Consider the following 25670-nt stretch of genomic DNA (forward strand, 5'->3'; position numbering starts at 1 on the left):
TTTCCTGTTTTACAAGTTATCAATTGCATCCTGTACGCGGGTCTGGAGACGGTAGAAGTCGATGTTGTAATTCTCCATAAAGTAGCGCACAACGATTTCTTCCTTCTGACGGAACTTCGCCTGTGCATCATCCGGGGCTTCGGCAATAATGGCTTCATAACCATCTTTACCTTCTACCAGCATGGTGGAGATCATTTCTACAAAGTCTTCATCCGGTGCGCTGCGGGCATACTGTGTAATAAATCCTCTATCCAGCGCTTCTTCCAGTGTATAGTCATTCCAGCTACCGGTATAGCCGGTAGAGATGCGTTTGTATTCTACAGGGTACATAATGGTCTGATGCAGAATATGCGCAAATTCGTGGTGAATGGTATGCAGCATTTCCTTTACAAAAGGCTTGTCAGTCAGTAAAAAATCATTCAGCCAGAATAATACGATCTTACGACCGCCTTCTGCTGTACCGAGTGTGATGGTATTGTTAGAGTTGAACTGCGGACTACCTACCAGGACAAACTGTTTCTGACAATAGGTTTTGAAGAAAGTCTCGCCGGCTTCTGCGATATAAGGCGCGATCCAGGTTTTCTGGATAGTGCTCATAACCGGTTGCACTTTACTTTCCATGACTGGTACCAGTGTTTTATCCAGGGTCAGTTCATAGCGTTCGAAGCGGTATTTGACTTCGATATTAAAGGGCTTTGTGAATACGGAATCCAGCCAGAAATCCAGCGGTCCTTTTACCCAGGTTTCACCTCCGAGGCCGGGGATGTTCACACTATCTATTTTATCATCCTTTGAACAAGCCATGATGCTACCGAGGAAGATAAATACCATGAGCAATTTTATCTGCATTTGTTTCATAGTCAAATTAGTTTTACCGTGTTAACGGGGGTTCTGTTGAATGCCGGCCAGTACAACTTCCTGTGGTAACTGGAAGAGACGACGTGGATCATTGGCGGTCAGAGTAGCTGATTCCCCGGTTACACTGGTATGTGTAACAGGTAGGTCATAGCGTAAGATGTCAAACCAGCGGGTACCTTCCTGCATGAACTCTGCCCGTTTGAAGTCGAGTAATGCATTAATCAGCGCTGTTTTTATATCGGAGGTTTTGTAGAAGGTCCTCAACTTCGTGTCTGTGATCCTGAAGTCACTGTTATAGTTTTCTATACGCATGCTGGCGTAATCATCCAGGTCCTTTTTGGCAGCCGTGTTGTTGCCCAGGTGAATATTGGCCTCTGCCCGGTTAAACAATGCTTCTTCCGCTGTGAAGAGTGGGAAAATGGTATATGGTACCCCGATATCAGCATTGGCGCTGGAGCGTACGAAATGTTCACGGAATTTCAGAATTAGCCAGTTTTCGGTACTGCCCCGGTAGTAAAGCGGCTGTACCCAGCTGCCTGTCGTTACATTCGGGTCACCATATAATCCATATACCAGGTCTGTTCTCAAACCATAGCGATAGCTGGCTACAGAACGGGCCCAGTTGGAAGGCGCTTCTACCAGCAGGAGGTTGGCTGTTTCAGATGCTTTGGTATAGATGGCCTCCATTTCTGTACCGGTCAGCTGACTGTATACCGTTACCCAGGGACGCAGATTGGTTTTGAAGTTTCCGCCGGGGAATACATTGTTCGAATAGGTGATCACTTTCTGATAATCCTTTTTGAACAGGTAGAAACGGGCAGCGAAGGCATTGGCTGCGGCTTTGTTGAAATGGTATTTTGGTACCTTATAAGCAGTATTGTCCAGCAGCGGTAAACCCGTTAACAGGTCTTTTTCGATCTGCTCATATACAAAGGCGACGGTCTTCCTTTCATATTTCGCATTGACAATTTTCTCAGGTGTGGTCACATAAGGAATACCGGGATCCTGTGCTGCTGTTGTGGCATTGTATACTTTGGAGAACAGGGTCACCAGCATAAAGTGGTTGTATGCACGGGCCACCAATGCTTCGCCTTTCTGTGCGTTATAATCTTCCGGATTGTCTGCTTTAGCAATCGCTTCCAGCGCCTGATTACAGGCTGCGATAGACTGGTAACAGGCATTCCAGTAGTTGGTAGGAGAGCCTTGTTCCCGTTCTGTCACATCCCGGAAGAAGTAAGGATTGGTATTGATCTGTTCTGTAAGGAAACCACCGGTGCCTTTGTCGGCTGCATTATCAGACGCCGCTTCGGTGAAGGTGGCATAGTCTGCCTGCGGATAAGCAGTAGCTAACAACTCGGCTACTTTCTCCACCGAATTAAGCTGTGTACGCTGGTCGGGCGACTGCTCCAGGTATTTCTTACAACCGGCGGCCGTGATCAGTGTTGCAGCAATTATATAGTAAGTTATCTTTTTCATCATTACATGGGTTTTAGGTTATAAACCTGCTTTCAGGGAAAGGGTGAACTGTCTTGGGATCGGCAGTGCAACACCTCCGGAATTGAAGAATTCAGGATCCTGTCCGTTGAGACGGTCGTCCGCATAGATCAGCCATACGTTATTGGCTACCAGGCTGACAGACAGGTTATTAAATCCTGCCCTGCGGATCATTTTTGGCGGAAGATTGTAAGCGACGGATACCTGTTTCAGTCTTACAAAATCGCCATTGGCTACGCGAGCAGTGGAGTAGTTGTAGTTGTTGTACGGATATGCGCCGTCCAGCAGTGAGTTGCCCAGTTTATCCAGTACGGAAGGTACGTCGGTACGGGTTTCATCTCCCGGCAGTGTCCAGCGGTTCAGGAAGTCATTGGAACTGGCATCCAGATCGGTGTACTGCTGTTTGAAACCTGGGTTCAGACGGATCTTATTACCCGTGCTGTAGGTTACCAGGGCTGACAGGGAGAAGTTGCTGTAACGGAGGGTATTGAACCAGCCGCCGGTCAGGGTAGGATCTACCGGACCATTGTATACCAGGTTGTTTACCTTATCGCTTTGCAGGTATACGTTACCACTTTTTTGTCCGTCCTGGTTGGTGAATAAAGGCGTACCATCTTTCGGGTTCAGCCCTTCAAACGGAATGGAGTACAGTCCGCGTACCGGGTGACCAACAGTCGCGCCACCATCTGCAACTACCAGATCCCATATAATCGGCAGATTTTCCAGTTTGGTAATTTTTCCTTTGTTGTAACCAACGGTCAGTTGCGTCCGGAGCCCCCATGTCTTGTTATCGACAATCTTGTAGGCAGCAGTAGCTTCCACACCATGAGATTTCATATCGCCGTAGTTGGCAATTTTTACGCTTTCTCCACCGATACCGGAGGTACGGATCGGACCGATCAGATCAAATCCTTTACGCAGGTAACCGTCGATGGTGAAGGTCAGTCTGTCCTGGAACAGGCCCGCATCGATACCAACGTTGGTCTCGTATTGTTTCTCCCAGGTTAATTCAGAGTTTTCGAGGCTCTGGATATAAATAACAGATTCTATTTCGGAAAGATAAGGGCGTTTGGCGCTACGGTTCTGCAATACGACACTGGAATTACGGGCATTACCCATACTGCCCGTCAGGCCGTAAGTGGCACGGAGTGTCAGTCGGTTGACGGTTTCCTGTCTGCGCATAAAGTCTTCCGTATCTACGTTCCAGGAACCGCTGACGTTCCAGGTAGGTAACCAGCGTGCGGTACGGGATTCACCGAGGAGGTTGGAACCATCGTAGCGGATGCTGGCGTTGAAGTTATACTTTCCTTTGTAGGAGTAAGCCGCATTGGCTAGGTAGGCCAGGTAGCGGTCATAGTTCTGTGAGATGCTGTAGTAGTTGAAGTTGTTTTCTACGTTCTGCTTGATGATATTCGGATCGATGAAGGGCACGCCACCTTTGTCGAACTGATAGCCATATCCGTCAAACTGCCTGTTCTGACGGTTCGCATAGCGCAATTCCTGCGATCCGAGGAAGTTCACCATATGTTTATCATTCCAGTTTTTATTCCATTCGATCATGTTACGGAAATAGTAGCTGACCAGGTAGTCATCTTCCGTTGTATAGATACCACCGTAGGGCAGCACTACTACCGGTTCTGCTTCCGGATCATCCGGGTTGCGGTAGAGGAAGCGGTTACGGGAGCGGATGGTGGCATCGCCTGCTGCACGGTATGCCTGCGGCATATTGGAGTTCTCCTTGATCTTGTGATCCTGGCTGGATTTCACATAGCGGAGGTTACCGAGGAAGGTATACTTCAGGTTCTTCAGGATCTTATAGGAGAAGTCGCCCTGCAACTTGATATCGAGCTGGGTCAGGTCGATGTAGTTGTTGCTCATTTCATTGACGATATTGAAAGGAGCGAAGTTGCGGGTGAAGTATTCCAGGTTACCTTTTTCATCGTAGGCAGTCAAGGCGCGGCTGGTATTGAGTGCGTAACTATAGGGATTGATGTCAAAGTCGCGGTCGAATTGTCCGCTTACCGCATTACTGTTCCTGTTCAGCGTACCAGGTACCCGCTGGTCACGTACGACACCCTGGGTGATAAAACCGAAGGAGACTTTATCGTTGATATTGTAGTTGGCTCTTACGTTACCGGTGAAGCGTTTTACTTTATCGGCCATTGTCCAGCCCTGGTCCTGCAGGAAGCTGGTGGAGACGTAGAGTTGAGATTTATCGGTACCGGAGGATACGCTGAGCGAGTGTTCCTGCATAAAGGAGTTGCGGAACAATACATCAAACCAGTCGGTATTCGCTTTGGCGTAACGCTCAAGGAACTGGCGTTTGCTTTCAGGGCTGTTATACAGACCGAAGGAGCCGTTGGTGGCGTTGTATTTATCGATCAGATTATACATTTTGGTGTAGACGCCGCCATTTTCGGCACGTGTAGCATCAGAATGGTTTAACCATCCTTTCAGGGACAGTTCGTTATAGAAAGCCATCTGATCATCCGACTTCATGATGTCGAACTGATCGTAAGTAGGTTTCAGGTAGGTGGAGAAGTTGCCGGTATAGGAAATTACGGGTTGACCGACCTTACCTTTTTTCGTCGTTACGACTACCACGCCGTTCATCGCACGCGCACCATAGAGGGCGGTGGCGGCAGCATCTTTCAGGATCTGAAAGCTTTCGATATCGTCCGGGTTCAGGCCCGCTACAGAGGAACCGAGCAGGGTAGAAGGGTTACCGGTGGAGAGCTGTTCGTTGGATACGTTGATGACGTCTTCCAGTACGACACCGTCCACTACCCAGAGTGGTTTATTATCGCCGGTGATGGAGGTGGCGCCGCGTACACGTATTTTAGGCGCCGCACCGAAGGTACCGGATACGTTCTGTACGCTGACACCGGCTACCTGGCCTTCCAGCATACGGCTGACATCGGTGATACCGTCACGTTTGATGTCGGATGCTTTTACATTGGCGGCAGCACCGGTGAAAAGTTTACGGTCGATCGTCTGGTAACCGGTTACAACGACTTCTTTCAGTGCGCTCACATCTTCATCCAGGATGACGTTGAGTGGTTCTGCAGACGACGCTTTCATTTCGCGGGATTTATACCCGATCATGGAGAAGGTGAGCGTAGCACCCTTTTTTACCTTTAACGTATAGGCGCCTGCGGCATCTGTGACAGTCCCGTTGACAGTACCTTTTTCTATTACGTTAATACCGGGGATGGCTTCGGGGCGACCGTTTTTTCCATAGATTCTTACAATACCGGTAACTGTTTCAGTAACAGGCTGTTGAAATAATCCATAGGCGCCGGGCGAAACGCTTTTTGCAATGACAGGGGCAGCATTTACATGCACCTGGCTGAATGCACTGCACAGAAGCAGGCATAGCCACTTTGCTTTCGGGTTTGGAATGTACATACTACAGATTTTGGTTACCCTTCGAAGGGTTAAAAGGAAAACATTTATATGATATCAGGATAATTGCAAGGTTTCTACATACAGCGTTCTGTTACGAACCCCTCTACTAACTTACGCAATATTTTCCTTTTCTTTGTGAATCAATCCGTCACGTTTTGCAGAGAAGAGACTTACGCGTTATATTAATTTCACTGATCGTCAGTTTTGTTTTAACGGGGACCAAGTTTGCTGCCTGGTTCCTGACCCATTCTGTTGCCATCCTGTCTGATGCGCTGGAGTCCATTATCAATGTTGTGGCCGGGGCTTTTGCCTGTTACAGTATTTATCTTACCAGGAAACCGAAAGATGAAAATCATCCTTACGGGCATGGGAAGGTGGAGTTTTTTTCTATTGGTTTTGAAGGTGCGATGATCTTTATTGCCGGTTGTCTTATTCTTTTCAAGGCAGGGCAATACTTCTTTATTCCTACGGAACTGAATAAACTGGATAAGGGTGTCTGGCTGATAGCAGGTACGACGCTGGCCAATCTGTTACTGGGTCTTTTCCTGGCACGGGAGGGGAAGAAACTGAACTCTATGACTATTACTGGCAATGGTCAGCATATTATGACGGATGTTTATAGTAGTCTGGGATTGATCGCGGCTTTGCTGATTATACATTTTACCGGCTGGAAATGGATAGATCCGGCGGCGTCTGCGCTGATGGGTGTATTGATTTTACGTCAGGGGTATCAGTTGCTGCGGACTTCAATATCCGGTCTGATGGACGAAACGGATATGCGTGTAGTGGATAAGGTGATACAGGTGTTGTCTGCACATCGTGGGGAGCGCTGGATTGATGTGCATAATATGCGGGTGCAGCAATATGGTAATAATTATCACATTGACTGTCATCTGACTTTACCCTATTACCTGGAACTGAGTGACGCGCACGAGGAGTTAAAGGCGATTGAGCGGCTGGTCAATGATGCTTTTTCCTCCGGAGAAGTAGAATTTTTTATACATACGGACCCTTGTATTCCGTCCTGCTGTCATTATTGTCAGATGCAAAACTGTCCGGTGCGGCAGGAAGCCTTTTCGGGGCTTATTGAATGGAAGAGAGAGAACGTCCTGCCCAACAGAAAGCATGGGGAGTAATTATTCCTCCCCTTCCTCTGTGCCATGTCCTAAGATGGCACTTACCGGTTTTACTGCACGGTAGATATTCCGGTTATATTTATTTCCAAGAATGATAATAGTGGATGTATCTTTTATGATACGGTTGAACACGGTGTTATTGCCGTGCCACCAGCCATTGTGGTAAACGATCTCGCTGCTGTCAGGGTAAACCATGAGTCTCCAGCCGAGGCCATAGTTACGTATGCCTGGTTTTTCGTGACTGTAAGGGGTGTAAGCTGCCTTGATAGTCTCTGCGGAGAACAGCTGACCGTTGTACAGGGCCTGGTCCCATTTGAGCATGTCTCTGGCCGTGCTGTAGATACCTTTATCGCCAAATACGCCGTCAAAGTAAGTGTCTGGCTCCAGTTGACCGTTATATTTATGACTGGCCGTCTGGTGAGCGCGTACGGCGCTGGACGGGTCATATACAAAGGTATTGGTCATGCCCAGGGGATTGAAGAAGGTCTGCTGCATGAACTCGGTGTACTTCTGTCCGCTTACTTTTTCGATAATAGCACCAAGCAGCATGTAGTTCGTATTACAATACTGGAAATGTGTTCCCGGGGTATGCTGGATACGCGGGCGGTGTTTTATCATCAGCTGGATGACATCTTCGTTGGTCAGGAATTTATCCTTATCCGGCCAGATGCTGTCGCAGAAGTAAAGGTAATTTGGCAGGCCGCTACGATGAGAGAGCAGCATCTGCAGGGTAATACCCTTATATGGAAACTGAGGATAATATTTCTGTACGGAGTCCTGGAGGCCGAGTTTTCCTTTTTCCATCAGGGAAAGGATGCCCATGGCGGTAAAAGTCTTGGAAACGGAGGCCAGCTGAAAGGAGGAGCTATCATTGATCGCTGAGTTCCTGTTCCGGTAATTTTCCAGGCCATGATATTGTTCGAAAATGATGACGCCCTTTTTAGCGACGATCATAGACCCGTTAAAGCCGCCGCGAACCATGTCTCTGTAGAAACTGTTTAATTCTACCTGCTGTGCTTTGGTGGAGGGTGCATTAAGTACTGCCATGGCAGTTTCGCTTAACACTTCAGTCCTCGGAGTATCTGCTTTATTTTTGCCTTCTTTATTATTTGCTGCATTGCTCTGACAGGCTGTAATTGCATACAAGGCCATGCCGGAAATAGTTAATACGATATAAGCTGCTTTCATCTGCTAGTTAGAGTCGGTTCTGTTTCTGCTTACTTAATTGTAAAGGCGCCAAAATTAGCCCCGGATGATTTGTTACGCAAAAAAAACAGTCGCCAAAACACGATTTTAAAGGTATTTTAAGATTTAAAGGACAAAAACGCCTAAAAAAGGGCCAAATTCGATTTAAATTTTGACGAAATCAAATTCGGAGGGCAGACTGTTTGATAATTGCTTAACATCTTTTAGGTTTGTGCCTTCGTTTTGGCATATTACAATTATTAAGCCAATTGTTTATTGCAATTGGTAACGCATAAAATATAATCAATGGATCAGCAAAAGTTGACAAGTTATCCGAAGGAGAAGATCAATATTTTATTGTTGGAAAATATCAGCGATGCCGCGGCAGCGGAGTTTTCATCGGCGGGGTATGCCAACGTAAAAAGATTGTCGGGCGCATTAGGCGAGGAAGATCTGATCCGTGAAGTGAAAGACGTTCATCTGCTGGGTATCCGTTCGAAGACGCAGGTTACCAGGAAAGTGCTGGAAGCTGCTACCAAGTTACAGGCGGTGGGCTGTTTCTGTATCGGTACGAATCAGGTAGATCTGAAGAGTGCCCGTGAGCTGGGTGTGGCTGTATTTAACGCTCCTTATTCCAATACACGTTCTGTAGCGGAACTGGTGATTGGTTTGTCCATTATGCTGATTCGCCGTATTCCGGATAAGAATGCGGCAGCGCATGACGGTATCTGGATGAAGGAAGCAAAAGGCAGTTACGAACTGCGTGGTAAATCACTGGGTATCGTGGGTTATGGTAATATCGGTAGTCAGGTTAGCGTACTGGCCGAGGCGCTGGGTATGAACGTATTCTACTACGATGTGGAAACCAAATTGCCACTGGGTAATGCGGTACAGTTACGTTCACTGGAAGCGCTGTTTGCGCAGGCGGATATTATCTCCCTGCACGTTCCGTCTACCAAGACCACCGCAAACATGATCAATAAAGAAACCCTGAAACATACGAAGAAGGGCGCTATTTTCATCAACTATGCCCGTGGCGAAGTGGTGGAACTGGATGACCTGAAAGAGGCGCTGGTAAGCGGTCAGCTGTCAGGTGCGGCGATTGACGTGTTCCCGGTTGAACCTGAAAAAAATGGTGCGGCATTTTCCACTCCTTTGCAAAAATTATCTAATGTGATTCTGACACCACATATCGGTGGAAGTACAGAAGAGGCACAGCATAATATTGGTCTGGATGTAAGCGCGAAAATGCTGAACTACCTGGAGAAAGGGGCGAGCTTTGGTTCTCATACCATTCCGGCGATCAGTGTACCGGCTGTAGATCATACACACCGTATCCTGCATATTCACGAGAACGTGCCGGGTGTATTGTCAGAGATTAACACTGTATTATCTCAGAATAAGATCAACATCCTGGGGCAGTATCTGAAAACGAATGACGCTATTGGTTATGTGGTGCTGGACGTGGATAGTAAGTTATCCAAAGAAGCATTTGCATTGCTGAAAGATGTGAATCATACTATTAAAACAAGACTACTTTACTAGGCAAAAAGTGAGATAAAAAAAAGGCGATCGCTGTGCAGCGATCGCCTTTTTTTATCTCACTTTTTTGCAATTAGGAATTAGGAATTAACAATTAAGAATTAGCCTCGATCAAGTGCTTTAAGCAGATATTATTGTTTTATTACTTATAACTGTGTAGGATATACGCTAATGTAAGAAAACAAGAATAAATCTCTGAAAAGTCGCTTTTTATAATAGCGAAGATCAAGTGCATAAAGGAAGAGTTGTTATCTGGGTATTACTAACTGTTTTGAATATACGATAATTGACAATAATCAATGTAAGGCTAAACAATTCTTAATTCCTAATTTTTCAAGTCTTATTCTGCCTTCTGAATTTTAAAACGTTTGTGATAGGTACCACTGGAAATATCCAGAATATAGAAGCCACGTGGCAGGTTGGAAGTATTCAGGAAACAGGCAGATTGTTTACCTTTTACAACAGACCGTAATACCTGGCGACCGTTAAGATCAAAGATCGTTGCTACGTGAGAAGCATAAGCTGCAGGTACGGTATAATTCAGCTGACTGCCGAATGGATTCGGATAGACGTTCAGTTGTGCATCTTTCTGTGTGTCTTCCGGTCTGGAAGCTGCGAGTGTAACGGCGGCAGTTGCTGGTCCGACGATCGTGAAATTGAATTTCTCCCAACCATCAATCGTAGGCCGTGTACAGGTCATTGCGGCAGCACCGTTTTCCGAAGAAACATACAAACCGTTATTACCTCTCAGGGAGACGGTACCGTCGGCATTGGAGATCCAGTCGAAAGCCTCGTAGGAAGCTGCGGTGGTGCGGTTACAGGTGATTGCCTGCAGGCCGTTTTCAGAAGAAACATATTTGCCCATGCTGCGCAGGTTTACTTTGCCCGGACCGGCATTCCATACGGAGAACTGCTCCCAGGTTTGTGGAGCCGTTCTTTCGCAGGTCATGGCTTTTGTACCATTTTCTCCGCTGACATAAAGGTTGTTGCTACCTCTGAGTGTGATGATCTGGCCAACCGGAATGTTGTTGCCCGGGTTGCTGGTTGTAGAGAACTGTACCCAGTTGAGATTGAAACCACCTGCGGCGATGTGGAGACGCAGGGTTTGTTCGCCGGCTGCTAATGTAGCGGTTGTGCTGACAGTGGTCCATGTCTGCCATGCGCCGGTAACAGGCACAGCAGCGGTAGACAATATGGCGCCATCTTTTCTCAGTTCTATTGTACCGCCGGCTGTTTCGCTGGCTACTCTGAACTGAACATTGTAGGTACCTGCAGTCTGTACATTGACTTTGTAATCCAGCCAGTCGCCCGCATCGGTATAACCAACATTTAATCCGCCGCCGGCATCTGTAGTGGCTTCGGTCTGGATACCGCTCATGCCGGTGAAACTTTCTGCCTGTACGGTGCCTGGGATTGGCAGGGCAGGAGCGGGGCCACCAGGTGTAACACCACCGAGCCAGAGTAATCCGTCGATGATAAATCTGTTCTGGATTTCACTGGCGAAAGTGGATGACTTCGGGGTGTTGTTGCTGTAGTTCATGTCGTTGTGACCGAAGTTGGCGTACAGCATTTTGAAGTTGTTGTTGGTCCACATGATCGGGTAATAACCGCTTGTCCAGGACTGGTTCGGATCGGTACCCAGCGGGAAGCTCACAGGATCTACGGATGCGAGGATCCTGATGTTGCTGTTGTTGCGCAGGTCGTTGGTCCAGCTATACCATTCGCTGACAGCGGAGGTGAAGGTGGCAGGCAGGCGCAGGGTACTGGCGTGCGTACGGTCTTCTACTTTAAGGGTAGCGGAGGTAGGGCCCCAGGTGTTGTTGCGGAAATTACCACTGCCCAGGAAGGTGTTGTGGTACCAGCTCCAGCCGGAGGCGCTGGTGGTGAAAGCGCAGACGTGAAAGCCCATCCATGCGCCACCGTTCTGCATGTACTGCTGGAAGGCGGCACGTTGTGCGGCGCCGGAAGGCAGGTCATCCAGGAAGAGGACTACCTGGTACTGCGAGAGGAAATTCGCGTTCAGGTTGTTCCAATTGTTGGTCGCTTCATAGGAGAAATTGTACTGCGCGGCGATGGTGGGAAACCAGCGGTTGGCTTCCTGTACAAAGCTAATGTGTGCGGCGTCCCATGTGCCATTGTAGAATGCAATGACTTTAAAACGGGGCGTTTGCGCCTGTGAATGGAATGCTGCAGTCAGCAGCAAAAGGAATAATGCAAACGTTTGCATTACACGTTTGTAACGGAGGACGTGGATTGTCATGAGGGACAATTTAACAGTTATTAAGAGGGTGGTATAGGTTACCTATCGGATCCAAGATAGGTAAAAATGTGGAATACCAATAAAAAGCCCTTTTGACTATACTCATCTTTCGTTGATGCTGCGTCAGGAGCGGAGCATTAGCGGAAGATGAGTATAGTCAAAAGGGCTTCAGACCGGCGAACAGCCGGCTGTTATACAATATACAAACTATTAGTGTATCTCTGCGGCAGCGGGGAGGTGTTGAATACAACACCGGCCATTGGGTATTTTATGGTTCTGGAGCTTTACAGGTAGCGTAGCTCTACGACAGGCGGGCGCTTACAATTTGTCCAAAAACAAACGGCCGGTGTTGAATACAACACCGGCCATCAGGTATTTTATGCTTTCGAAGCTTCGCGAGATTACTTAACGGAAGCAACCAGATTTTTGAAAGTTTCTGGTTCATTCATTGCCAGATCAGCTAATACCTTCCTGTTCAGGCCGATATTCTTAACTGACAATTTATGGATAAACTCAGAATAAGTGATTCCTTCAGCGCGAACTGCAGCGTTGATACGAGCGATCCACAGCTGACGGTAATTTCTTTTCTTGAGTTTGCGACCTACGTAGCTATACGTAAGACCTTTCTCCAATACGTTTTTCGCTACGGTATAGACATTTTTACGTTTACCGTAGAAGCCTTTGGCCTGCTTTAATATTTTCTTCCTGCGGGCCCTGGAAGCAACAGCATTTACTGAACGAGGCATATAGTGCTTTTTTGATCAGGTTTAATAATTAATTACTCAACAACACCACTTCTCATTATCTGAGAGCAAGCATTCTTTTTACCAGGTTCAGGTTAGCCGAATCTACAAGGGTGCTACCTCTCAGGTGGCGTTTTCTCTTGTTAGACTTCTTAGTCAGCAAGTGACTTTTGAAGGCATTATACCTCTTAATCTGTCCGCTCCCGGTAACCTTGAAGGTCTTCTTCGCCCGGGAATGAGTCTTTACTTTGGGCATCTTACATCAAATTTGGTCTGCAAAGGTAGGTAAATATTTTATACAACAAGCACGTGTTATAAAATATTTATTAACGTATTGCGAGTGTGGATAACTTTTAGCCACAACTGCAAACTTTTTTTCGTCCAACTAAGGTACTGAAAATCAAATTCCCCCCGCCCTCTTATTTCTAATTCTGCTTCCATTTATCGCTTTAGAATATATACACATTTTTTATATTTCCTATATTAGTTATAATTTTAATTTTAAAATAGTCTCATTTCTTAGCCATATCAAGTAAAAAAATGATCAAGCCTATGGAAACACTTTACACTTCTCAAAAAACCATTCCGGAAAGGGATTGGAGTCATGAACGATCGGTAAGCTATTGTAAATCCGTCAGTTGGTGCGATGTCTAGTCGTCGCTCACCTGATACTTTTTTCACAAAACACCTACTGATGAAAAAGATTCTAATCCTATTATATACTATGATGTGTTGTGCCGTGGCGATGGCCCAGAACAACCCTACACCGTATATTAATGTGCCGAATGAAGTTTGTATCTCGACCGCAAGTAGCACTGCCGGTCAGGCGAAGTACCTGAGTATTAACGCCTCGATACCCAACAACCTCAACAGCAATGGCTATCGGCCAACTTCTGAGAAAGCATCATGGACGATATCGGGACCATCGGGGACCGATGCGGACTATGAAATTCTGTACACAGCTAATACCACTGCAACGACAAAAGCAACTAAGCTACAAAAAACAATGTCGCTGACCTTGCAGTTTATGCAGCCAGGTACTTATACTGTGAACATTTCCATTCCCTATACGTACAATAATGGAACGGTAAGAACATATACCACCAGCCGTACGATTATAGCGCATGACTGTACTATTAATATCTGTGGATCAAACGAGGCCAACGATAAACCAGGCTTCTTTGAAGACTTCGGTACCATGGCCAACGGTGTCACCCGCAGAAAATATCCGATTGATGGCGTAGTAACCTACGACTATCAGGGTACGGGAGAACTTGCAGATAACTATTATTCAATCTCCAACACGACCCAGTTAAAGGGAGACTGGGTAAACAACACTGACCACACCGGTAACAATCGTGGTGCGATGCTTGTTGCGAACTCCGCTTATCTCCCGAAAAGAATGTATCAGAAAACAGTAACAGGTCTCTGTCGCGGTTCTGTATACAACTTTAGTGCATGGTTGATTAACATCAACCCTATCGGCGTTTTTGAAAGTGGTTGCGTCAGCAAATATCAATATGCTGGTGTGACCTTCCAGGTGGTGAATGCCGCCAACCCAAGCCAGATTCTGGCAAACTTCCCTACTTATAACGTGTCTATGGACCTCAGTAACGCTAAATCGAGCTGGCAGAAATATGGTGGCTCATTTACGGTACCGTCGAATATCGACTCCGTTAAGGTAATTATCATGAACGACATGGATGGTGGTTGTGGTAACGATATCGCGATTGACGATATCGAATTCGCATATTGTAGCCCAAGCATCACCGCATCTATTAAAGGTAAGACAGATAACCTTGCGGAAGTAGTCTGCGAAGGCGCTCCGATTACCCTTACATCCAATTATACTCCTACTACTTACTTTACAAATCCGGCTTACCAATGGGAAATGAGTGATGACGAAGGTCTCACTTATGTGAATGTTCCATTTGGTACCAATACTTCGAAAGAACTGGTAATCGGACCTGGCGAGCTGAAAGGTACCAGGAACGTTCCCACTTCTTATCGTTTCCGTGTACGTATTTATGAAGTCGGGAGTAACTCGGTCACGTGTGCGGCTCCCTCGGAGTTCGTCCGACTGACGATACTACCAATGCCTCAGCTGTACCTGACGAAGAGCAAGGTCTGCGCAGGCGCATTTGTTGAGTTACAGGCATCGGGTGGTTTCGACCGATTTACGTGGAGAGACCTTCCTGGATATGTGGGCGATACCCGAACTATCCAGGTACTCGGCGACACCACTATTATGGTGTACGGTTATGTGGATTATGCGGACGGACATACGTGTGTGGACTCAAACACCGCGTTTATCAGTTCTGTAGAATCACCAATTGTAGAAGTACTTTCTACTTCACAGAATATTTGTGAAGGATCTTCTGTTGATATTAAGATCAATGACGCCATTAATAATGGTACTAACATTATTAAATGGTATCAGGGTCCGAATGCAGGTGGTACACTTACTCCTTTACCAGCATACGATGGTCTGACGACGCTGTCTCAGGTGCAGATAAACAATGCAGCTGAAGGCGTATTCACCGTTATCGTAAATACACCTGGTGATGTGTGTCGGGTACAATCCGCACCATTCGTTGTTAATGTAACGCCAATACCTGTTGCCGAAGCGGGTCCGTCACAATACGCTTGTGCGAGCACCAACTCTTCCGGTAACTTCACCATGGCAGCATTGCTGAATGCTGGTGAAAGCGGTGTATGGACAATCGACTCCATCTGGGGTCCGGCTGCACCTCCTGATACAGTAGGTGTAAACCTGAAAGACTATGCAAACATCCTGCTGCCTACGCTTCGTAACACAAGGGTAACCCTGAAAAAAGGTGGTACCAGCGTAAGATTCAGATGGACTGTAAAAAGCTCAGCGAACAATTCCTGCGCAAGCAGCGACACCGTAACCCTGTCTCTCCTGTATGATCCGTCTTACAGCGATGCAGGTCCGGATACTACACTCTGTGGTAATAATAATGTATTCACTATGCGGGCCAGCCGACCTGACCCTACGCTGACAGGATTGTATGCGGAGACAGGTACCTGGAGACTGGTAAGCGGTAACGCGACCATTGCGAACATACATCAATATAATACTACAGTAACTTCTCTGGTAAATGAGCAGGATATCGTACTGGAATGGACGATTACCAATGCAGCCAATTGTACGCCGAACGCGGATCTGGTTGTATTGCATAAAACAACCAAACCAGTTATCAGACTGCAACCAGTACCCGTAGTTTGTAATACTGCGACTACCTTCTCCCTGGATACAATTTCCACAAAAGGTAATCCGAATGTGTATACACTGACTACCGGTACGCCAGCGATGCCAGGCTTCACGGCTATCACCAATGATACTATCAGAGCATGGCCGATGACTTTCAACATCCCTGCAAACACGCCTGCTGGTAACTATAGCTTCAACATGAGCTATAAAAACAGCGCTTCTGCGGGTTGTGACTCTACGATCACTTTCACGGTAGGTGTAGCAACGCCACCAACGGCTCCGACTTCCGTAACTGTAGGTACTCCAGGTATCTGTGTAACCGGTTCCACTACACTGACTGTTGTAGGCGGTAACCTGGGTACTCAGCCAAATGGTACGCCGAATGCAGTCTGGAGATGGTACGCAGGTGGTTGCGGAACAGGTACTGCTATCGGTACCGGTGCAACGATCACCGTAAATAACATCACTGCTACCACTACTTATTATGTACGTGCTGAAAGCACTGTCGGTGGTTGTGGTAATACTACCTGTGCAAGCGGTACGGTAACTGTTTACCAGCAGCCAACAGCTTCTAACGCAGGTCCTAACCAGACAAAATGTAATACGCCTGGTTTCACCATGGCGGCTAATACACCAACATTAGGTACAGGTGCATGGACACTGGTGCCGGTAACTGGTACAGGCGCTACCATCACTGGCAGCGTGTCCAGTCCGACCACTACCATCAACGTTCCTGCCGGTGTAACAGTAAATGCAATATGGACCATTACCAATGGTACATGTACAAGCAGCAGCACCGTGGTTCTCAGAAACGACGTACTGCCAACTTCTAACGCGGGTAGCGATCAGTCTAAATGTAACACCCCGGGCTTTACCGTAACAGGTAATACGCCTACAGTGGGTTCAGGTACATGGACACTGACAGCGGTAACCGGTACTGGTGCTACTATCACTGGTAGCGCTACTACTCCGTCTACTACCATCAACGTTCCTGCCGGTGTAGTTGTAAGAGCTACATGGACAGTAACAAATGGTAGCTGTACTGTTTCTTCATTTGTTACACTGACCAACTATGCGCAGCCAACTGCTAACGCTGGTTCAAATCAGTCTAAATGTAACACGCCTTCATTCACAATGGGTGCTACAACACCAACTGTGGGTACAGGTACCTGGACACTGACGCCGGTAACCGGTACTGGTGCTACCATCACTGGCAGCGCAACCAATCCGGCTACTACCATCAACGTTCCTGCCGGTGTAGTTGTAACAGCTACATGGACGGTAACAAATGGTAGTTGTACTGCGTCTTCGTCTGTAACACTGACCAACTTCGCGCCTCCGACTACATCGAACGCAGGTCCGGATCAGGAACAGTGTAACGTTTCAGCCTTCACCCTGGCTGGTAACGCACCAACAACCGGTACCGGTGCATGGAGCGTAGTTTCTTCTGCTCCTGCAGGTTTCACTTTAACGGCCGCTCAGATGAGCAACCGCAACGCTGCTATTACTATCCCTGTGGGTACTACGGTAACATTGCGCTGGACCATCACAAACGGTCTTTGTACATCTACTGACGACGTCGTCCTGACCAACAGACCGCTGCCAACAACAGCTGCTGCCGGTCCTGATCAGGCAAAATGTAACAATACTTCTTTCACACTGTCCGCTAATACGCCAACAACAGGTACCGGAGCATGGAGCGTAGTTTCTGCTACTCCAACCGGCTTCACATTCCCTGCTGCAAGCGTAAGTAACCCAACCGCTACGATCACTGTTCCTGTAGGTACAACGGTGACCCTGCGCTGGACTATTACTAACGGTACATGTACTTCTACTGATGATGTAGTATTAAGAAACGATGCACTTCCAACTACACCAAACGCTGGTCCTGACCAGTCTAAGTGTAATATTTCTGCTTTCACCCTGGCGGCTAACACCATCACGGTAGGAACAGGAGCATGGAGCGTAGTTTCTTCTACTCCTGCAGGTTTCACTTTCCCTGCCGGTAGCGTTAACAACCCAACTGCAGCGATCACCGTACCTGCCGGTACGACTGTGACCCTGCGCTGGACCGCTACAAATGGTACTTGTTCTGCTACGGACGATGTAGTGTTGACAAACTTTGCAACACCAACAACCTCCAATGCAGGTCCGGACCAGTCAAACTGTAACAATCCGTCCTTCACGCTGGCAGCTAACGCGCCGACAATCGGAACAGGAGCATGGAGCGTAGTTTCTTCTACTCCTGCCGGATTTACTTTCCCTGCTGCCCAGGTAAACAACAGAACAGCTGCTATCAGCGTACCTGCCGGTACGACGGTAACACTGCGCTGGACGATTACCAATGGTGTTTGTTCTTCTACAGATGATGTAGTTATTACAAACTTCGCAGCACCAACTGCTGCTAATGCTGGTCCTGACCAGTCTAAATGTAATACGCCTTCCTTCACGATGGCAGCTAACGCTGCTTCTGTAGGTACTGGTACATGGTCACTGGTTCCAGTGGTTGGTACCGGCGCTACCATCACAGGAAGTGTGAACAGTCCGAACGCTGTCATCAACGTTCCTGCTGGTGTAACTGTAAACGCGGTATGGACCATCACAAATGGTACCTGTACGACCAGCGATATAGTTATACTCAGAAACGATGTACTGCCAACTGCAAATGCAGGTCCGAGTCAGACAAAATGTAACATTTCTACCTTCACCATGGCGGCTAACACGCCAGCGGTAGGTGGTGGTATATGGACGCTGCCTTCAGGTTCTGCTGCAACGATCACTGCTGGTCAGCAGAATAACCCTGCTGCGGTGATCAACGTTCCTGCCGGTACTTCTGTAACCGCGACATGGACGGTATCAAACGGTACCTGTACTGTTGCTTCTTCTGTGACACTGACCAACAACGCATTGCCAACTGCCAATGCGGGTCCTGCACAGCAGAAATGTAATACGCCTTCCTTCACAATGGCGGCTAACACGCCGACTGTCGGTACCGGCGTATGGTCACTCCCTGCTGGTACAACTGCGACCATCACCGGAAGCACTACCAGTCCGACCACTACCATCAACGTTCCGGTAGGTACTTCCGTAGTAGCTACATGGACTGTAACAAATGGTAGCTGTACGGTTTCTTCTACTGTAACACTGACCAACTTCGCGCCTGCTACTGTTTCAAGTGCCGGTCCGGATCAGGAAAAGTGTAACGTTTCCAGCTTCACAATGGCTGCTAACGCCCCAACAGTAGGCACCGGCGCGTGGAGCGTAGTTTCTTCTGCTCCTGCTGGTTTCACTTTAACCGCCGCTCAGATGAGCAACCGCACTGCTGCTATCACTATCCCTGTGGGTACTACGGTAACACTGCGCTGGACCATCACCAACGGCGTTTGTACATCTATTGACGATGTCGTCCTGACCAACAGACCGCTGCCAACAACAGCTGCTGCCGGTCCTGATCAGGCAAAATGTAACAATACTTCTTTCACACTGGCCGCTAATACGCCAACAGTAGGAACAGGAGCATGGAGCGTAGTTTCTGCTACACCTGCCGGCTTCACATTCCCTGCTGCAAGCGTAAGTAACCCAGGCGCTGCGATCACTGTTCCTGTAGGTACAACAGTAACCCTGCGCTGGACGATTACTAACGGTGTGTGTACTTCTACCGACGATGTAGTATTAAGAAACGATGCACCTCCAACTACACCAAACGCTGGTGCTGACCAGTCTAAGTGTAACACATCTGCTTTCACCCTGGCGGCTAACACCATCACGGTAGGAACAGGTGCATGGAGCGTAGTGTCTTCTACTCCTGCCGGATTTACTTTCCCTGCCGGTAGCGTGAACAACCCAACTGCGGCGATCACTGTACCTGCCGGTACGACCGTGACCCTGCGCTGGACCGCTACAAACGGTACCTGCTCTGCAACAGATGATGTAGTGCTGACTAACTTCGCAGCACCAACTCCTGCCAATGCAGGTCCTGACCAGCAGGAATGTAACAATACGTCTACATTCACACTGGCGGCAAATGCTCCTTCTGTAGGTACAGGTGTATGGAGCGTAGTTTCTTCTACTCCTGCAGGATTTACTTTCCCTGCTGCTCAGGTGAATAACCGTACAGCAAGTATCAGTATCCCTGCCGGTACCTCAGTAACCCTGAGATGGACGATCACCAATGGTGTTTGTACCACTTCAGATGATGTAACACTGACCAACTTCCAGGAACCAAATCTGGCGAATGCCGGTCCTGACCAGGAAAAATGTGCGGGTGCCGACTTCGTAACTGCTGCGAATGCGCCAACAGTTACCGGCGCTACCGGTATGTGGTCTGTGATAAGCGGTAACGCAACGATCAGAACAGGGGAAGAAAGTAATCCGATTGCGCACATCACTGTGCCGAACGGTGAAACAGCTATCCTGCGCTGGACGTTTACAAACGGTACATGTTCAAACTTTGACGAGGTTGAACTGACCAACTACCTGACACCATCTCCGGCTAACGCGGGTGTGGATCAGCGTGAATGTAATATCTCTACGTTCTATATGGGTGCGAATGCACCGGATGTTCCTGGTGCTACCGGTACCTGGACACTGGCTGCTGGTTCTCCTGGTTCAATCAATGCAGGTGACGACAACAATCCTTCTGCGCTGATCAATGTTCCTGTGGGTACTACTGTAACTGCTATCTGGACGATCACAAACGGTACATGTCCGACTTCAGACACTGTGTTGCTGACGAACGACATTATGCCAACTGCTGCAGATGCAGGTCCTGACCAGGAACATTGTAACATTCCTGCCTTCAGAATGGCTGCTAACACAGCTTCTGTCGGTGTAGGTAAATGGAGCCTGACGCCTGGTACTACTGCTTCATTCGCAGTAGCTGACAGTACTAATCCAAATGCGGTAATCACCGTTCCTGCGGGTGTAACCGTAACAGCTACATGGACTATTACGAATGGTTACTGTGTGACATCTGACGATGTCGTACTGACTAACAGAGTAATGCCAGCTGCTGCTGTTGCCGGTCCTGACCAGCAGAAATGTAACACGCCTGCCTTCACAATGGCTGCTAACGTCGCCAACGTAGGTGTAGGTAAATGGAGCCTGGTGCCAGGTACTACTGCTTCTTTCGCAGTAGCCGACAGTACCAATCCGACTGCTGTAATTAATGTTCCTGTAGGCGTAACAGCACAGGCTGTGTGGATCATCACCAATGGTGTGTGTGAAACCAGAGACACTGTAGCGCTGACTAACTATGAAATGCCAACTGCAGCTGCTGCCGGTCCTGACCAGGCACAGTGTAACACACCTGCCTTTACAATGGCTGCTAACGCTGCTTCTGTGGGTACAGGTAAATGGAGCCTTGTGCCAGTAACTGGTACCGGTGCATCCTTCGCAGTAGCTGACAGCACCAGACAGAATGCGGTAATCAACGTACCTGCCGGTGTAACAGTTGACGCGGTATGGACGATCTCTAACGGTGTCTGCGTAACAAGAGATACTGTAAGACTGACCAACTTCGTAATGCCAACAACCGCTGCTGCCGGTCCTGACCAGGCACAGTGTAACACGCCTGCCTTTACAATGGCTGCTAACACAGCTTCTGTAGGTACAGGTAAATGGAGCCTTGTGCCAGTAACTGGTACCGGTGCATCCTTTGCGGTAGCTGACAGCACCAGACAGAATGCGGTAATCAACGTACCTGCCGGTGTAACAGTTGACGCGGTATGGACGATCTCCAATGGTGTCTGCGTAACAAGAGATACTGTGAGACTGACCAACTTTGTGGCTCCTGCTGCTGCTAATGCCGGTGCAGATCAGACACATTGTAACACGCCTGCCTTTACAATGGCCGCTCAGGCGCCAACTGTAGGTGTAGGTAAATGGAGTCTGCCTGCTGGTTCTCCGGCTTCCTTCGCGGTTGCCGACAGCACCAACCCTAACGCTGTCATCAACGTACCTGCGGGTCTGACGGTAACGGCTACATGGACTATCACAAATGGTGTTTGTACCACTTCTGATAATGTGATCCTGACCAACTACGAAATGCCATCTAACGCGGCTGCTGGTCCTGACCAGGTTCATTGTGACGATCCGATGTTCACAATGTCAGCTAACGTTCCTGCTCCTGCTACAGCGAGAGGTATCTGGACAATCGTAAGCGGTACTGCAACTATCACAGATCCAAACAATCCTTCTACAACTGTAAGAGTAGATCCGGGTCAGACAGTAACCCTGCGCTGGACGATCTCTAACGGAACATGTACATCCACTCCTGATGATGTGGTGCTGACTAACCAGGCAATGATCCTGGGTAACACCATCACCGCTGATCAGCTGCTTTGTGGAAACGAAACACCTGCAATGCTGCAGGGTGCTACCCTGAGCGGTGGTAACGGTACCTTCACTTATCAGTGGCAGGTAAGTACTACCAGCGCAACTATCGGTTTCGCAAACGTAACCGTAGGTGGTACCAATGCAACATTCACTCCTCCGATGATCACCCGTAATACCTGGTACAGACGTGTGGTAATGTCCGGTGCTTGTACCGGTAACATCAGCAACGCAGTAATGCTGACACTGATGAACATTCCTCCGGTAGTAATATCCGTTCCTGGTCCGCTGACAGTGGATTGCGAACAGGGTACTGACTACACCCAGCAATTCGGTACACCGGTGTTCAGCCATGCTCCTTATGACAATGAGCCACTGAGCATCACTTACAACGACGTAACAGTAACGGTTGACGCTTGTACCTTCACGGTAAGACGTACATGGACAGCGACTGACCGTTGTGGACTGACCACTCAGGCACAACAGACAATCACCGTGGTAGACACGAAAGCGCCTGTATTCGCAGGTACTGCTCCTGCCAACATCACTGTAGATTGTGATAAAGTACCTGCTGCGGTTACTATCCCTGCAAATGACGCTTGTAACGGCGCTATGACGATCACTCCGATCGAAGTGAGAATCGACCAGCCAGGTGCTTGTGCAAGCAACTACCAGCTGATCCGTAAATGGGTAGCAGTTGATGCTTGTGGTAACGCAAGCGATACGCTGAGACAGATCATCACTGTAAGAGACATGACGCCGCCTGTATTTGACGGTACTGCTCCGACCAATATCACTGTAGATTGTGATAAGGTTCCTGCCGGTACGCCAATGACAGCGACTGACAATTGTACGCCTGGCGTCCTCACTATCAATCCGGTAGATACCCGTAAGAACATCTCCGGTAGCAAGTGTGCTGACAACTACCAGATCATCCGTACCTGGACGGCTACTGACCTTTGCGGTAACAAAACCGTATTGACACAGACCATCACTGTTCAGGATACTATCAAGCCTAGATTCTCCATGGCCGTACCTCCGGCAATCACTGTAGATTGCGACAAGGTACCGTCTGTTGAAACTATAACAGCTACAGACAACTGTACTTCAACCGTAGCCGTGAGAGTTACAGAGAGAAGAGATAACCTTTCTTCTTCCTGTGCAAGCAGCTACAGACTGACACGTACCTGGACAGCTACCGATAACTGTGGTAATACTAACGTAATGCAGCAGGTGATCACTGTACAGGATACTACAAGGCCGGTGTTTGTTGTAGCACCTCCTGCTGATACAACTGTAAGCTGTGACGCAGTTCCTGCTCCTCCGACCAATCTGAGAGCGACTGACAATTGCAGCACTGTGAAGATCAGTTATGCGCAGACACGCGAAACGATCCAGGGCGCTTGCGCAAGCAACTACCGTCTGATCCGTATCTGGACTGCAAAAGATGCATGTAACAACACGGCTATCTTCCGCCAGGTAATCACCGTAACGGATACTACAAGACCAACGATCGATCCTGCTCCGGCAAACGTAACGTTGAATTGTGGAGACGCTATCCCTGCTGCGGCGACATTGTATGCGCGTGACAATTGTGATGCTACTTTCCCTAAGAAGGCTATCATGATCCAGGATCCGTTTACAGTAGACCTGTGTGCTGGTTATACCATCACAAGAAGATGGACTATCACTGACGCTTGTGGTAACGCAGCAACTGAACGTGTACAGACAATCACGGTGAATCCTTGTCCGAAACCGGCCCTGGTTCCATCACTGCCTGCTAACTGTTCTGACAATACCAAATTTGCAATCCTGCTGGAGAATAAGGTAAGCAGACCTAAATTCACCCTCACGAGCGTAGTTCCGGCTACTGCGGTTAACACTCCGCTGACACAGAGCAGCAACGTGTTTGACCTGAATGGCGCCACTCAGGCTACCTTCATCGTAACAGACGGTGTAACGGGTTGTGTATCTGATCCTATCACGTACGATCTGCAATATGTAACCAAACCAACGGTTGAACTGGGTAACGACGTAACTATCTGTCAGGGTAGTATCGCCACCCTCGATGCCGGTATCGCAAACGACGCTTACACCATCCGCTGGTCAACTGGTGCTACTACCAGAACCATCGATGTGAGCACGGCTGGTACTTATTATGCGACTGTGACCAACGGTATCTGTTCTGCAACAGACTCTGTGAAACTGATCGTAAATCTGCCACCGCCGATTAATATCCGTGACACTGCTATCTGTCAGGGCGAATCAGTAACACTGAACGCTTATGTAGAAGGTGGCAGCTATGTATGGTCAACCGGTGAAACCACTGCTTCTATCACTGTAAATGCTACTGGTACTTATGGTGTGGATGTGACTGTAAATGGTTGTTCTAATCACGGTGAAGCAGTTGTTCTCGTAGGTACGCCGCCAAATATCGTTCTGACTGACGATACTGAACTGTGTCCTAACGAAACAGTTATGCTGAACGTAGAACCTGATGGAGGTTCTGTACTCTGGAATACCGGTGAAAACACCAACTCGATCGTAGTATCAAGACCAGGCGACTATACAGTGACTGTAACCCGCGACGGTTGCGTGGTAACTGATAAAGTGACTGTCACTTTAAGACCTGACCTGGGTATTGACCTCGGACCAGACAGAGAGTTCTGTAACGGTGGACGTGTAGTAATTGACGCTAGTCACCCGGATGCCATCTCTTACCTCTGGAATGACGGGGATACGAATCCGGTGAAAGAAATCACTGGTGCTGGTAAATATGTAGTGTCTGTAATGGACAGATTCTGTTCAAGAATTACTATGGATAGTGTGAATGTAACTGTGGCTGGTATTCCTGACTTTGATCTGGGCAGAGACACCATGTTATGTATCGGTGAAGATCTGACACTGAGAGTAAACGCTGGTGCGGGTAACACTATACGTTGGCAGGATGGTTCAACCGCTGCTACTTATAAGGTGACAACACCTGGCACTTACACAGTGACAATCTCCAATGATTGTGGATCCATGTCTGACCAGATTGTGGTTCGCTATCAGCCTTGTGAGGCTAAACCAGAATTCCCGACGGGCTTTACACCAAACGGTGACGGACATAACGACATCTTCAGACCTGTCGTTCGCGGTCCGATGTATGACTACGACTTACGTATCTACAACCGTTGGGGTGAACTGATCTTCTTAAGTAAAGATCAGAAGACCGGATGGGATGGCCGATATAAAGGCGCCCTGGTTGAAAACGGAACTTATGTCTGGATGCTGAGCTATAAGAAATCGCTCGGTGGCAACACAAATGTTGTGAAAGGCGAAGTAACCGCTATCAGATAAGAAGTGTAAAGTACAATAGGCAAAGGCGTCCCGGTTTTTCCGGGGCGCCTTTCTTTGTTGGTATACCTGTAAGATTGTTAGTGCCGGATGCGGAATAGTGATGCATTGGATGACCACCATGCGGGGGAGGGGGA

The 25670-nt window shown here is 48.1% G+C and carries 10 protein-coding genes; 3 read left to right on the forward strand and 7 right to left on the reverse strand.

What is annotated here, in order from left to right:
- Positions 1–9: 9 nt before the first annotated feature.
- The 3 genes from CPIN_RS18585 to CPIN_RS18595 are packed head-to-tail and all read right to left on the reverse strand — an operon-like array spanning position 10 to position 5760.
- Entirely contained in the window at positions 10–858 is an 849-nt protein-coding gene (locus tag CPIN_RS18585) for a zinc-binding metallopeptidase (protein ID WP_012791382.1), read from the reverse strand.
- 21 nt (positions 859–879) lie between these two features.
- The gene (locus tag CPIN_RS18590; protein WP_245552010.1) at positions 880–2337 is read right to left on the reverse strand and encodes a RagB/SusD family nutrient uptake outer membrane protein; all 1458 of its coding nucleotides are present in this window, start codon (positions 2335–2337) and stop codon (positions 880–882) included.
- 15 nt (positions 2338–2352) lie between these two features.
- A complete protein-coding gene (locus tag CPIN_RS18595; RefSeq protein ID WP_012791384.1) occupies positions 2353–5760 on the reverse strand; it encodes a SusC/RagA family TonB-linked outer membrane protein in 3408 nt (1135 codons plus the stop codon).
- Positions 5761–5915: 155 nt separating this feature from the next.
- On the opposite strand from CPIN_RS18595, the gene CPIN_RS18600 reads away from it, so the two are divergent.
- Positions 5916–6896, forward strand: a complete 981-nt coding sequence (locus tag CPIN_RS18600) for a cation diffusion facilitator family transporter (protein ID WP_012791385.1) — start codon at positions 5916–5918, stop codon at positions 6894–6896.
- Here the strand turns inward: CPIN_RS18600 and CPIN_RS18605 are convergent, their stop codons facing one another.
- A complete protein-coding gene (locus tag CPIN_RS18605; protein WP_012791386.1) occupies positions 6897–8084 on the reverse strand; it encodes a serine hydrolase domain-containing protein in 1188 nt (395 codons plus the stop codon).
- Between the two features lie 303 nt (positions 8085–8387).
- Here CPIN_RS18605 and serA point away from each other — a divergent pair, with 303 nt between their 5' ends.
- On the forward strand, positions 8388–9626 hold the full coding sequence (gene serA / locus CPIN_RS18610) for a phosphoglycerate dehydrogenase (RefSeq protein ID WP_012791387.1): 1239 nt from the start codon (positions 8388–8390) through the stop codon (positions 9624–9626).
- A 337-nt stretch (positions 9627–9963) separates the two neighbouring features.
- Here serA and CPIN_RS18615 read toward each other — a convergent pair whose 3' ends face one another.
- The 3 genes from CPIN_RS18615 to rpmI form a co-directional block, all read right to left on the reverse strand.
- A complete protein-coding gene (locus CPIN_RS18615) occupies positions 9964–11883 on the reverse strand; it encodes a carbohydrate-binding protein (protein WP_012791388.1) in 1920 nt (639 codons plus the stop codon).
- Between the two features lie 401 nt (positions 11884–12284).
- Positions 12285–12629, reverse strand: coding sequence for a 50S ribosomal protein L20 (rplT, locus tag CPIN_RS18620; protein ID WP_012791389.1), 345 nt, complete (start codon positions 12627–12629; stop codon positions 12285–12287).
- Positions 12630–12684: 55 nt separating this feature from the next.
- Positions 12685–12882, reverse strand: a complete 198-nt coding sequence (gene rpmI, locus CPIN_RS18625) for a 50S ribosomal protein L35 (RefSeq protein WP_012791390.1) — start codon at positions 12880–12882, stop codon at positions 12685–12687.
- A 438-nt stretch (positions 12883–13320) separates the two neighbouring features.
- On the opposite strand from rpmI, the gene CPIN_RS18630 reads away from it, so the two are divergent.
- Positions 13321–25536, forward strand: coding sequence for a T9SS type B sorting domain-containing protein (locus tag CPIN_RS18630; RefSeq protein WP_012791391.1), 12216 nt, complete (start codon positions 13321–13323; stop codon positions 25534–25536).
- Positions 25537–25670 lie beyond the last annotated feature (134 nt).

It is taken from the genome of Chitinophaga pinensis DSM 2588, assembly GCF_000024005.1.
Taxonomy (GTDB): domain Bacteria; phylum Bacteroidota; class Bacteroidia; order Chitinophagales; family Chitinophagaceae; genus Chitinophaga; species Chitinophaga pinensis.

What these genes read in the sequence shown, in the direction of transcription:
- CPIN_RS18630 (WP_012791391.1), top strand. Translation starts at nt 13,321, where the DNA reads ATGAAAAAGATTCTAATCCTATTATATACTATGATGTGTTGTGCCGTG.
- CPIN_RS18585 (WP_012791382.1), bottom strand. Translation starts at nt 858, where the DNA reads ATGAAACAAATGCAGATAAAATTGCTCATGGTATTTATCTTCCTCGGT.
- CPIN_RS18615 (WP_012791388.1), bottom strand. Translation starts at nt 11,883, where the DNA reads ATGACAATCCACGTCCTCCGTTACAAACGTGTAATGCAAACGTTTGCA.
- CPIN_RS18595 (WP_012791384.1), bottom strand. Translation starts at nt 5,760, where the DNA reads ATGTACATTCCAAACCCGAAAGCAAAGTGGCTATGCCTGCTTCTGTGC.
- rpmI (WP_012791390.1), bottom strand. Translation starts at nt 12,882, where the DNA reads ATGCCCAAAGTAAAGACTCATTCCCGGGCGAAGAAGACCTTCAAGGTT.
- serA (WP_012791387.1), top strand. Translation starts at nt 8,388, where the DNA reads ATGGATCAGCAAAAGTTGACAAGTTATCCGAAGGAGAAGATCAATATT.
- CPIN_RS18605 (WP_012791386.1), bottom strand. Translation starts at nt 8,084, where the DNA reads ATGAAAGCAGCTTATATCGTATTAACTATTTCCGGCATGGCCTTGTAT.
- rplT (WP_012791389.1), bottom strand. Translation starts at nt 12,629, where the DNA reads ATGCCTCGTTCAGTAAATGCTGTTGCTTCCAGGGCCCGCAGGAAGAAA.
- CPIN_RS18590 (WP_245552010.1), bottom strand. Translation starts at nt 2,337, where the DNA reads ATGATGAAAAAGATAACTTACTATATAATTGCTGCAACACTGATCACG.